The 12,594-nt window shown below is 64.3% G+C and carries 7 protein-coding genes; 1 reads left to right on the forward strand and 6 read right to left on the reverse strand.

Going from position 1 to position 12,594, the window contains the following annotated elements; genetic code table 11:
* Nucleotides 1-522: 522 nt before the first annotated feature.
* Complete coding sequence (lon, locus tag GY937_00390; GenBank protein MCP5055164.1) at nt 523-2,910, forward strand: endopeptidase La; 2,388 nt, start codon at nt 523-525, stop codon at nt 2,908-2,910.
* Between the two features lie 95 nt (nt 2,911-3,005).
* On the opposite strand, the gene GY937_00395 is transcribed toward lon, so the two are convergent.
* From GY937_00395 to GY937_00420, 6 genes are all read right to left on the reverse strand, one after another.
* Nucleotides 3,006-3,998 (reverse strand): UbiA prenyltransferase family protein, encoded by a 993-nt coding sequence (locus tag GY937_00395; protein MCP5055165.1) that lies wholly within the window; start codon nt 3,996-3,998, stop codon nt 3,006-3,008.
* Between the two features lie 52 nt (nt 3,999-4,050).
* Entirely contained in the window at nt 4,051-5,742 is a 1,692-nt protein-coding gene (locus GY937_00400; GenBank protein MCP5055166.1) for a hypothetical protein, read from the reverse strand.
* Between the two features lie 11 nt (nt 5,743-5,753).
* Entirely contained in the window at nt 5,754-6,638 is an 885-nt protein-coding gene (locus GY937_00405; protein ID MCP5055167.1) for an NAD-dependent epimerase/dehydratase family protein, read from the reverse strand.
* 25 nt (nt 6,639-6,663) lie between these two features.
* Nucleotides 6,664-8,559, reverse strand: a complete 1,896-nt coding sequence (gene asnB / locus GY937_00410) for an asparagine synthase (glutamine-hydrolyzing) (GenBank protein MCP5055168.1) — start codon at nt 8,557-8,559, stop codon at nt 6,664-6,666.
* Between the two features lie 85 nt (nt 8,560-8,644).
* On the reverse strand, nt 8,645-10,576 hold the full coding sequence (locus tag GY937_00415; GenBank protein MCP5055169.1) for a hypothetical protein: 1,932 nt from the start codon (nt 10,574-10,576) through the stop codon (nt 8,645-8,647).
* Between the two features lie 42 nt (nt 10,577-10,618).
* The gene (locus GY937_00420) at nt 10,619-12,394 is read right to left on the reverse strand and encodes a glycosyltransferase family 4 protein (GenBank protein MCP5055170.1); all 1,776 of its coding nucleotides are present in this window, start codon (nt 12,392-12,394) and stop codon (nt 10,619-10,621) included.
* Nucleotides 12,395-12,594: the final 200 nt, after the last annotated feature.

Below are 12,594 nucleotides of genomic sequence, written 5' to 3' on the forward strand. Positions count from 1 at the left end.
GGATCTCCCGCCACTCTTCGCTCGACCGTCTCACCTTGCCGTTCGCTTGCACCCGCACGCCGCCTCCTTCTGGATTGTCATGCGGTGGGTCTACATCGTGACGGCGAGCCGGGGAAGAACGTCGATGTCTGACCGCTTACGTTGCTATGAATGGACCCGATCAGCGGTCAACAAACGACCGTTTCGGATCAAAGGAGGATCCTCAGAAGGCAAGGGCAGCTCTCTACGCCGGGGGCAGCCGAGGGCGCAGCAGCACCCTGAAGCGCAGCTCGGCCGTCTCCGGGAATGGGCCGAGTGGGCGGGTCTGGACCTGGTCGAGTTCGGCAATCGGGAAGCGTTCTGTCATCGAGCCTGCAGCGAGCCAGCGGGGTCGCGTTGGCTGGGTAGAGGCCGAGAGCCCAGCCGGCCTCCCGGTGCATCAGCCCCAGACGTTTCCCCTGTCTTGTCGCGCAGTTACGCCGGTTTGACCAGCGCCCCATGGGGCCTAGGTTTGGGTCTTCACCTCGTCGGGGGAGGGTCGGGTTGAGCGACGAAATGGGCGCGAATGGCACGGACACGGTCCGCATTCGTGTGTTCGGGGACGAGATGCTGGAGGTGCCTGCCGAGCAGCCTGTGCTGCCGGTGCGCAACGCGGTGGTGTTCCCGGGCATGAACGTGCCCCTCACGGTGGGCCGCCCCGGCTCGCTGGCCGCCCTCGAGGAAGCCGGCGATGGTGGCTACCTGGTCGTCGCCTCCCAGCGGGATCCGGAAACCGAAAACCCTGGCATGGACGATCTCCACCCGGTGGCGTGTATCGCCCGGGTCGTGCGGGTGGTGGATGCGCGCAACGAGGCGCGCCAGGCGCTCGTGGTCGGCGTAGTCCGGACGCGAATGCGCGAGCTCCCGGGAAGCCCCGGCGGCCTGAGGGTTGCCATCGACCCGATCGTGGAGGCGGCGGAGACCAGCCCGGAGGGCGAGACGGCCCGGCAGCACGTGTTGCATCTGGCCCACCAGGTCATCGAGGTACGCGACGACTACCCGGACGAGTGGAAGACGATGCTGAGCCAGCTTCCCACGCCCGGGCTCCTGGCCGATCTGATTTCCGCGAATCTGCCCATGAGCATGGAAGAGCGGGTAGAGCTGCTGGCCGAGCCCGATACCGCGGCCCGGCTCTGGAAGCTGGCCAGCGTTCTCGAGCGTGAGGTGACGATCGCGGAGACGCAGCAGGCACTGAAGGACGAAGAATCGAGCGACGAGATCGACCCGCAACGCCGCGAGAGACTCTTGCGAAGACGCATGCGGGATATCGAATCAGAGCTTGGCGAAGGCGATGAAGGTCAACGCGAGGCGGACGATCTCGCCGATCGGTTGGAGAACGCGGAACTGCCTGCCGAGGCCCGCAAGCATACGGACCGGGAGCTGCGACGCTTCCGCGCCCTGCCCCAGCACGCGCCCGATCGTCACCTGCTGCGTACCTACCTGGAATGCGTGGCGGATCTGCCCTGGTCGGTCTCTACCGACGATCATCTCGATCTGGCCGCTGCCCGACAGGTCCTGGACGAGGACCACCACGATCTCGAGAAGGTGAAGGATCGCATTCTCGAATACCTTTCCGTGCGCTTGCTCGCGCCGGACGCGAAGGCGCCGATCCTTTGCTTCGTCGGGCCACCGGGCGTCGGCAAGACGTCCCTCGGGCGCTCGATCGCCCGCGCCATGGGCCGGAAGTTTGCCCGGGCTTCCCTCGGCGGTGTTCGCGACGAGGCGGAGATCCGCGGCCATCGGCGCACCTACGTCGGCGCGATGCCCGGCCGCATCCTGCAGAATCTGCGACGGGCAGGCTCGCACAACCCGGTCTTCCTGCTCGACGAGATCGACAAGCTCGGAGCGGATTTTCGCGGAGATCCTTCGTCCGCACTCCTCGAAGTGCTCGACCCGGAGCAGAACAACACGTTCTCCGATCACTACCTCGAGGTGCCCTTCGATCTTTCGCGGGTGCTCTTCATCGCGACCGCCAATTCCCTCTCGACCATTCCCCCGGCCTTGCTCGACCGAATGGAAGTGATCGAGCTGCCCGGCTACACCGATCGCGACAAGCTCGTGATCGCCCGCCGCCACCTGATCCCCAAGCAGCTCGAAGCCCACGGCCTGACATCGGAACAGGCTGAGGTGACCGACGACGCGGTCGATCTGGTGGTCCACGAATACACCCGGGAGGCCGGTGTCCGAAACCTCGAACGGAACTTCGCCACCTTGATGCGAAAGGTCGCCGCCCGCATTGCCGGCTCCCCGGAAGCCGCGCCGATCGTTGCCGATGCGGCCTTCGCCTCCGAGGCACTCGGTCCGCCGCCTCATCTTCCGGAGACCGCCGAGCGGACGACGCTGCCTGGCGTGGTCGTCGGTCTGGCGGCCACGGCCCACGGTGGCGACATCCTGTTCATCGAAGCCTCCTCCGTGCCCGGAGGGAAAGGCGTCCGCTTGCGGCTCACCGGCCAGCTCGGTGATGTCATGAAGGAATCCGCCGAGACCGCTCTTTCGTGGGTTCGCGCCAATGCAGAACGCCTGGGTCTGGCCGAGCCGTTTGCGAACGGCATGGAGATCCACCTCCACGTTCCCGCCGGAGCCGTCCCCAAGGACGGCCCCTCCGCAGGCGCGGCGCTCTCGGCTGCAATCGTGTCGGTGCTTTCAGAACGCCGAGCCCGGGGCGACGTGGCCATGACCGGCGAGATCTCCCTGCGCGGACGCGTCCTGCCGGTCGGCGGCATCAAGGAGAAGCTCCTCGCTGCGGCCCGCGCCGGTGTCACCACTGTGCTGATCCCCCGACGCAACGAAAAAGATCTCGTCGAAGTCCCCGATGAAGTGCGCGAAAAGCTCGACATCCGCTCTCTCGACACCATCGAGGACGCCCTGCAAGGCGTCCTCGAACCCGAATAAGTCAACCAGCGGGGACGGATTTTACAATTGACTTGTTGAGGGGCTCAGCCCCTCAACAAGTCAATTGTAAACTCCGTCCCCGCTGGTTGACTTGCTTAGGGGCGGCCCAGGGTCCAGAGCGCTGGGGCTTTGGCAAGCTCGACGTTGAAGAGGTCGTAGAGCGCGGGGATTTCGGTGAGCATCAGAAGCGCCCCGAAAGCCATGGTCGCCAGCATGTAGAGCGCAAAGCCGCGTTCGCGGTAGAGCCGTTCCGGGTTCTGCACCGGGCTGTTCGGCTTGAGGCCGAGCTGCATGTAGTAGGCAAAGAAGCCCGCCAGCAGCGGTACCACCAGGATCAGCTCCAGGTGGTAGCGGACGATGAACATGCCCGAGAAGAGCGCACTCGCGATCGCGTAAAAGAAGAGGCTGATCAGGAGGCGCGGCTCGTCGTAGTAGGCAAACGATTGGCGATAACGAGCTGCCACGCCCGGGTTCCCGATCTCCCGGTATTCTGCGAAGCGTTTCATGGCCATGAAGAATGCGCCCACCATCCAGTACGCCAGGATCAACGTGAGCGGCGGGAAGCTGTGGGGAATGAGGGCGAACCATCCAAGCAGCAACCGGATCGGGTTGTTCACCGATTCCGACAGGACGTCGATGTACGGAACTTCCTTGGTCCGCATCGGGCGCACGTTGTAGAACACGCCCATCACCCACAGGGCGATGAGAGAGGCGGTGAACGGCACGTTCACCAGCAGCCCCAGGCCGATGCCGATCGCCCCGAGCACCAGCCACTCGATGAGCGCGTAGCGGCGGCGGATCTCCCAGTTGGCGGCCGGACGACGACGCTTGGTCGGATGCTTCCGGTCGAAGGCCGCATCCAGGGTCTCGTTCAGGACGTAGTTGCTGCTGGCCGTGAGGCAGGTGGCAAACAGCGCCAGGAGCAGGACCGGAACGCTCGACCAGCCGAACAGGCTCGGATCCACGAAGAACGCCACGAACACGCCGAGCAGCATGAAAACGTTCTTGAACCAATGGTCGATCCGAGCGATCTGGATATAGGGCCAGAAGCGCGGGTTGTCCCGGTAGGCGAGCGTCTCCTCGTTCATCTTGTCGGGACCATCGCCCCCCGGCTCGCGTCTGGCAACCATCCCGCGGGGCTCAGCGCTTTCCCGTGAAGCGGTAGATCTGGATGTCTTTCTCGTCCAGATGCTCGGGAAGGGGAAGCGTCGCCAAATGCTCGAATCCAGCCACGGGAGCGCCGGTCTCGAAGATCTCCGCCAGGTAGGTCTTCTTCAGCCGGTAGTAGTGGTGGTGGGAGGGATTCCGAAGAGGACCGCGATCCGTAAAGACCGCCAGGGAAATCCCCTTGCGTTCGAATTCCGGGCGGAGGCCCTCGAGATCCTCCGCTTCGAATCCCGAATAGGAGACGAGCCGTTGCGGCTCGATCCCGGCCAGATGAACCACGTGGGTACGGGGCAGCAAAGCCACCTTCTCTCCTGGCTGGACGTTTTGCTGGAGCCATTCGGCCACCTGAACCGCAGACCAATTGGCGTAGAAGATCTTGTGCACGGCACGCTGCTTCCCCAGCATGCCGCCGGCCACCAGGGGGATGACCGCAACCAGCAGACCGGCGGCCGCCGCCATCCGCCACGGACGCGTCGATACCGACGCCAATCCGCGCACGATTGCGACTCCGCCGAGAACGACCGCAACCGCCAGGAACGCGAACTCGATGCCCAACGACAAGGTCTGCTGCTCCGCCGCCATCTTGCGCACCCAGAAGACGAGGCCTGAAGCCGAGAGCACGAGACTCACTCCCGCCACTGCCCTGGCTCCCCAGGGCTTGAACCGCTCCAAGGCGAGCGCTCCCCATTCCGCGAGACGGAACGCTCCCCACACCCACAACAGCAGCCAGATCCACTCGGTGGAGTAGACATAACGAGCCTTGTTGATGCCGAATCCGACGATCACGGAAACGCACACCAGGCCGAATCCGAGCATCGAAAGCGCCGCCACTCGGCGTTCGCGAAGCCCGACGACGATGCCCGCCACGAGCGGAAGAACCACCACCCCGACGAAGGGGATGAACCAGATCCATCGGCTCGTGTACCAACCCGCGAAGGGCTCTTTCAGCGATCGCAGAAAGAAGCCGGGGGCGGGCTGGAAACCCATGCCAGCCATCAGATCGTAGTAGCTGGTCCCCCCCGTGCCGCCGAGGGCTCCGGTACCCGCCCAGAGAAGCAGCGGAAGCGTGGCCCCTGCGGCCTTCCAGAACGGAGGACCCAGCCGTCGTCCCTCGGCCCATTCCGCCAGGAAGAGGATCGGGATGAGCACGGCGGCTTCGTAGCGAGACAACGCCGCAGCCGCGGCAAACGCATACTGCCAGCCGGAACCCCGAGCCTGAAAGACAAAAGCCCAGATCGCAAAGCAACCGAGGCTCGGCTCGACCAGGGGCTGAAGCCCGTTCGCATGGAACTGGGTCGTGGTCGCGAAGAGCAGCGGGAGTAGCAGCGCGCCGCCGCCGATCGTTCGACGCCCGATCAGGAACAGTCCCAGGAGGCTCGCCAGGGAGAACAGCTGGTTCCATCCCAGAGCCGCCGCGAGGTACGGACGTTCGCCCGGAAGGTGGGGCCCCACCAACGCCATCAGTGCCGGCAGGATCGGCATCCGCTTGTAATTCGGAGGGGGCTCCAACGCGGCGAAGCTCTGGGCCGTGCGCTCGAAGGACGCGTAGTCGTTGTTCGGCACCACGAAGGGTTGGAACTGGAACGCCCAATAGGCCAGGACCACCGCACACAACAGCGCGAGCAGACCGGCTTCGAGACGCGTCTCGGCGGGACCGACCGTCACGGGCGGCGGTGCTAACGAGGCCAGCAGATCTGGAAGCCCTCATGCACGCCCTTGGGGTCGTAGCCAAAATCCTCCGTGGCGTTCGCGTGGCTCAGGTTCGCGTCCTGGATGACACCGGCGATCATCTGCCACGAGATCGGCGGCTTGGCCATCACCATGCCCAGCACCCAGGCGACGACCTTGGCCGCCCAGACGGGGATCTTCACGAACGGACGGCTCATCCCCTGATGGGCGAGCATGAGCTTCGAGAGCTCCCACATGCCGAGTTCTTCGCCACCGCTGAAGGCGTAGGTCTTGCCGTGGGTCTTCTCGTTTCCGGCGATGGCGATCAAGCCGTCCATGATGTCGTCCGTATGCACCGGATTCTTCAAGGCCTTGCCGTCCCCGATGATCGGCACGATCGGCCAGCTCTTCAACTGATCGAGGTAGCGCATGAACTCTTCGCCACCGTTCTCGTCGTACACCAGCGTCGGACGAATGATCGTGTACGCCATGGCTGTCTGAGAGGAGATCATCGCCTCGGTCTGGCGCTTCGAAAGCGAGTAGGCCGTGGTATGCGGATAGACGACCGAAGCGGACGAGATCAACACGAAATGCTTCACCCCGGCTTCCGTCGCAGCTTCGATCACGTTGCGGGTGCCCTCCACATTCACCCGCTGGAACCAGGAGTCGTCCGGAGGCAGGATCACGGCTGCCAGGTGGTAGACCGTCTCGACGCCATCGAAGAGCCCCTCCAGGGTCGTCGGATCCGTGATGTCCCCGTGTACGAGATCGACATCCAGGCCCGGAAGACTCGTGCCCGGCCGATCGAGAACTCGAATCTCGAAGCCTTTTTCGATGAGGCCCTTGCAGAGCCGCCGACCTACCACGCCTGCACCACCAGTAATCAGAATCATCGCATTTCCCCTTCCAAGGACTTCCTCACCACAACGTCTCGCGATCGAGGAAGATCATCTGCCAGAGTTCCAGAATGACGAGGCTCATCACCTGCTTCAGGTAGATGAACTCGCCGGTCTCCATTCGTGTTCGCAGCTGGCTCACGACCTTCGGGTCGAAGAGGCCACGCTGCCGCACCCGTTCCTCATCGAGGCACATCCGGATCAAATCCTGGATTGCCTTGCTCTCGTGAAAATACTCGAGCGGGAAGTAAAACGGATTTTTGCTGCGTTGCACGTTTTCGCCGGGCAGGAACTTCTTCCCGAGCTGGCGCTCCACGTACTTGTCTGTAAAGCCCCGCAGCTTCATGCGAGCAGGCATCCGGAAGGCCAGCTCGATGATGCGATGGTCGAGGAAGGGACATCGCAGCTCCAAGGAGTGGGCCATGGTGTTCTTGTCCTGGCGCAAGAGCAGGTTGTCCTGGAGCCAGTCGTCGAATTGAAGCTTGAGCAGGCGATCTAGGAAAGGGCCTTCCTGCGGATCGCCGCGCACCCAATCTTCCGTGGCCGCTCCGCGAAAGCCTTCGCTGTAGAGGCCACGTCGCTCGTCCAGATCGAAGAGCGCCTTCAAGGCGATGTAGTTGCTGTTCAGGCTGCGGCGCTTGTAGTGCCGCAAGTAGTCGGCGGTCTTCTTACGCCCCTGCTTGCCGAGGTGGGCGGGATAGACGAAGAGCTTGTCCAGCATGTCCACGGGTGCGTTGGCCACCGCAGGCGCGACCACATTGCGGGTCAGGAAACCGGGCACGACCTTATGGGCCCATTCCGTCCAGCGGATGATCTTGTGGAAGGAGTAGCCGGCGAAGCTCTCGTCGGCGCCCTCCCCCGAGAGCACCACCTTCACCTCGCGGCGGGTCGTCTCGGCCAGCAAGTAGTAGGCGAGGATCAGCACGTCACCAATCGGCCTTTCCAGGTGATAGATGGCTTTCGGCAGATGCTCGAAATCTTCGGGCCGGGCGTGGATCTCATGGTGATCACAGCCGAGCCGGGCGGCCAGGTTGCGCGCATCTGCCGTCTCATCGATCGGCGAATCGAAGCCGATCGAGAAGGTCTTCACTCGGTCGGTGTGACGCGCCATCGCAGCCACCACCAGGCTCGAATCGATCCCGGCGCTCAAGTAGGCACCGAAAGGGACATCACTCCTCATCGTCAGGTGCACCGCGTCCTCGAAGACCTCTTCCAGCTCCTGCTGATCCTCGGCTTCGGATCGGTAGGGTCCGCCGGGCGTCTCCACATCCCAGTAGCGACGGATCGTCAGCTCACCTTCACGCCAGCGCATGAAGTGGCCCGCCGGCAGGACGCGGATGCCTTCAAAGAGCGTCTCGGGCTGGGGCACATAGCGAAGCGTCAGGTAGGGATCGACCGCCTGACGGTTCAACGCCCGCGGAACGTCCTCGCTTTCGAGGAGCGACTTCACCTCGGATGCAAACAGCAGCCGCCCGCCTTGCTGGGTGTAGTACAGCGGCTTCTGGCCGGCGCGATCCCGGGCGATGAAGAGCTCCCTGTGCCGGGTGTTCCAGAGGGCAAAGGCGAACATACCATTCAGATGATCGAGGCTATCGACCCCCCATTGCTCGTAGGCGTGGACCAGGATCTCCGTATCGCTCTGGGTCTTGAATTGATGGCCCAGCTTCACGAGCTCGTCGCGAAGCTCCCGGTAGTTGTAGATCTCCCCGTTGAAGCACACGATGAGGGAGCCGTCCTCATTGGCGATCGGCTGGCTTCCACCTTCGAGATCGATGATCGACAGCCGCCGCATGCCCATAGAGAAGCGGGGCTCGGTGTAGGCGCCCTCGCCATCGGGCCCACGGTGAACGATCACCTGCCCCATGCGGCGCAAGAGAGCATCATCCTCGAAGCCGGCAAAGCCGAAAATCCCGCACATGATTGGCTGCCGCAGCTCCCGAACCGGTTCGGCCGAGAATAGGCAACGGTCTCCGAGCAGTCGATGGAGCCGCCGCGGGCGAGCCTCAGAGGCCTCCTGAGCCCTCTTCTGTTTCGCCGGACGCGAGATACCGGAACAGCCGATACGTGAACTGCGGTTCGATTCCCTGGAAGCGACCGACTTCCGCATAGCGCTCCGGATCCAGCAACAAGGCGATGCCGTCCGGGCGCTTGGCTTCGTTCTGACGAGGATACCCGTAGAACACGTACAGCTCCTTCTCGGCGCGCCTGGATTCTCGCTCCAGGTCCACGATCTCCCGCGCCTCATCGACGTACTGGATCCACGGATCGTAGATCCGCACGATTCCACCGCCGAGGCCGTAGCCCGCACGAAGGATCGAACTGGGCGAATCGCCCGCTTCCGTACGCAAGCGCTCCGCGACTTCTCGCATGGGCGAGTAGGGGCGCGTCAGCAGCAGCTGGGTCTCGGGCCACACCAGCCATTGAAAGGCCGCGACCAACACGAGCAATCCGGCGGGCACCAGAACCCGGCGCAGACCGGCACCGAACCGCGCTGCGGCCAACGCGAGCGCCCCCTCGGCGGCGATGGCCAGCAGCGCTGCGAACACCGCCGCGGCGTAGATCACGAAGCGCGGATAGAAGTACATCTGGTTCGCCCAGGACACGAACAGAATCAGAGCCGGCGCCAGTACCAGCGCCACGAGCGGCCAGCGTGCCGGACCGGGACGCGCCACCACCCGGCCAAAGCCGATCGCCACGAGCAGCGGAGCCCCCTGAAACACCAACGCCCCCAGCCACGGTGCGGTCTCCATCCAGGCCTGGAACGAGGGGAAGGGGTCGTGGGCGATGCTCTCGGTGATGGCCCGAAACGGCACGCCGAGCGTCATCCAGACCCAGACCCGGCGAAGCACACCCGCATTCACCGTGTCGCCGGATTGCCAGACATCGCTCCAGTCCATGGCCTGGGAGATGAGCGGCGCACAGAGTGCGACGAAGGCCATCACGGCGAGGACATTCACGACCACGAAGCGAAGCAGCAGGGTCGCCCGGTCTCGTCGGCTGGCCTGGGTCAGCGCGATCCCAGCCAGCGCCGCCACGCTGAAGGCCACCGCCAGATAGATATGGGCCGGTTGGATCCACATCAAGAGCGTCATGCTGGCGCCATACGCGAGCCATTGTCGAAAACGCCCGCACCGGAGCGCTTCTTGGAGCAGCAACGCTGCACCGACCGCGATCAGCACACTCAACGTGTAGGCGCGCCCCTCTGCACCGTACCGGAGATGCCACGGATGAATCGCCAGCAGGCCCGCCGCCGCCAGGGCTGCTCCCGGAAATCCCAACCGCCAGACGAAGACGCCCAACAAGATCACGCTCAGCATCGAGGCCAACACTGCCGGCAGGTGGAACGCGCGATCCGAGAACTGCCAACTTTCGGCGCCGCTCATGATTCTCTCGGCGTCGACCGAGACCCGCGCCAACAGGTTGTACGGGATGTGATTCGTCGGCTTTCCGTAGCGCCACAGCACATGCGACCAGGCTGGAGGCTCGTGCTCTAGCCGATCCGGGTCATCTTCACTTGGAAGCGCCTGGCCCACGATCACCCGATCGATCGACCATCCTTCGTCCCACCAAAGCGATCGGCCACTGATCGGCCAGCGCAGGGCGCCGGCGAGCGCCGCGAGGAGCAGCAGACCGATCCAGATCCGGCGGCTGATGGGCGCTTGGGGCGAAACCCGAAGAGGCGTTTCCAGCGGACGCGACCAGAGCCGGGCTGTCCCAGCGAGGACCAGACACAGGAGCCCGTTGAAGGCGGTTCCCCAGAAGAGCGAGATGGCCACGATCTCCCGGAAGGGCCGCCCGGGCACATCCGCGAAGCCGGGGCCGGTCGAAAGCTCCCAGGGCTTCGGAAGCAGGAGCAGGATCAGCACCGCCGCCCCAGCGCCGGCGAAGCAGGCCTTGCGTGCCGTCGCCGTGCCAACCGGAATGAATCGCCTCACGCGTCTGCCGGCGGGTTGGATCCGGAATCCGTCGCCACCCGCTCAGGCCAGCGGGCTGCCCGGGGGAAGCGACTCCTGGGGACCCTGCTCATGGGCGGACTCGTAGGCATCGAGGTCACCGCCGGCACGGAAGAACTCGAAGACGCGGCGATCCACCTCTTCGAGTGTCCCGATCTGCCCGTGGCGGGCCTTGTGCCGGCGCTCGATGGCCCAGGCCAGGATGCGGCCGAGACCGATCTTCATCGGGAACTTGACTGCCTGGGGCATGTAGCCCTTCAGGTTGTAGAGCTGTTCGAGTGTGGTCTCCACGGTGGCGCCCTTCTCGGACCGACCCAGAGCCCGGCGAACCACCGCTCGCAGAACGGAGAAGAGCGCCCTGGGTAGGCCCACCCGGCGTTCTCCATCGACCTCGCCCCCAGAAAGCTGGCTAGCCTCGGGCAAGAAGGCCCGGGCGGCGCCGTCCGGATCTGCCTCGAATTCGGAGCTGGCGTTGAGACGTCCTTCGAGTCGGCGTGCCCAGACGAGACGTTCCAGCAGCTCGGCAATCGAGAACTCGGTTGGATGGCGGATGTTCTGGGCCAACAGGGTGCAATCGACCAGCGCCGAGTAGTCGTCCGGCAGCCAGTTGTGAACCTTCCACTCCGGGTCCGAGCGCGTCGTGGCCACCACTTTTTCGTAGATGGCCAGATGCTGATCGACCTGGCTCTTGATGTTGAAGTTGGCCTCGACGAAATCCCGGGCCTGGCGCCCGAAGCGAAGGCGGCGCTCCCGATCCATCAGCGCCTCGATGGCCTCGGTCAAGGGCACGACCGCGCGCTCCGGAACGAGCAGCCCCGTCTCGCCATCCCGAACGGCCTCGCCGATCCCGCCGTGGATCGTTCCGATCACGGGCAAGCCCATGGCCTGGGCTTCGACGACGACATTGGGAATTCCCTCGACGTCACCGCTTTCGGGGGTGATCGAGCAGTGCACCAGGAAATCGGATTCGCGCATGTGTTGGCGCACACCGTGGTGGTCCGTCGATCCGACCAGTTCGACCTCGCCTTGCAGCCCCAGCCGGCGGCGAAGTCGTCGAATTTCGTGATAGGCCTCGCCCTCGCCTACCACCGTCAGATGGACTTTCTTGTCCTTGGCCGCCAGTGCTTCGAGAGCCTCGAGCGCGTAGCGGTGGCCCTTCTTTTCGACGATCCGTCCGACCATCAGCGCTCGAACCGGATCGTCCGCAGGTCGCGCCCTGCGATCGACGTATTCGAAACGCGAGAGGTCCGTGCCGCGGTAGACGACGTGGATGCGATCCGGGTCGGCACCCGCGTCGATCAACTTGCTGCGCAGGTCCTTCGAGACACAGATGATCGCGTCCGTTCCCCCGAGCATCGCCGCGTACAGGCGATCGAAATCCGGCAGCAGCATCTGCAAGCCGACATCGCGCCCGCCAAAGGTGACGACCAACGGGACCCGCATCATCTGCTTCATCAGGAGCAACCGGAGGCCCGACCAGCCAAAATGCCCGTGCATCACATCCGGCCGCCAGGTACGGCGCAGGTAGCTCGCCGCGAGCACGCCGAGCCGGGGCTTCACCAGGTAGCGGGTCGGGATCCGCTCGACGTTCGGGACCGGAAAGCGGTTCAGGTTCTCCGTGCGATTGCAGAGGACGACGTTGTTGACGTGCTCGTCCAGGCCCGAAATCAAGGAGTGGAGAAACGGCTGGCTCCAGGAAAGGTAGGCCGCGAACTTCGCCTGAAGAACGGTCAGACGCTCCTCTCCGCCGGCATGGACGGCCGTCTCCGAACCCAGATCCGAACCCGTTCCAGCGGTCACGTCAGCTCTCCCCTCTCGCCTGGACAGGGTAACGAACGGAAATCGCTTGGAACATCGGGCCTCTAGCCCGAATAATTCATGAAGAAGTCGCGTTCCTGAATTGAAGAAGGCCCCAGTTGCGGTAGAAACGTGTTGCGACACGCGTTTCCCCTCAACAAGGGCCCCTTCATGAAGCCGGATACTACCGCACAGACTGTCAC

Source organism: bacterium, from assembly GCA_024228115.1.
Classification (GTDB): Bacteria; Myxococcota_A; UBA9160; order UBA9160; family UBA6930.

Bases quoted from the DNA above. Each gene is read 5' to 3' on its own strand.
- GY937_00395 (MCP5055165.1), bottom strand. From the start codon at position 3,998: ATGAACGAGGAGACGCTCGCCTACCGGGACAACCCGCGCTTCTGGCCC.
- GY937_00405 (MCP5055167.1), bottom strand. From the start codon at position 6,638: ATGATTCTGATTACTGGTGGTGCAGGCGTGGTAGGTCGGCGGCTCTGC.
- asnB (MCP5055168.1), bottom strand. From the start codon at position 8,559: ATGTGCGGGATTTTCGGCTTTGCCGGCTTCGAGGATGATGCTCTCTTG.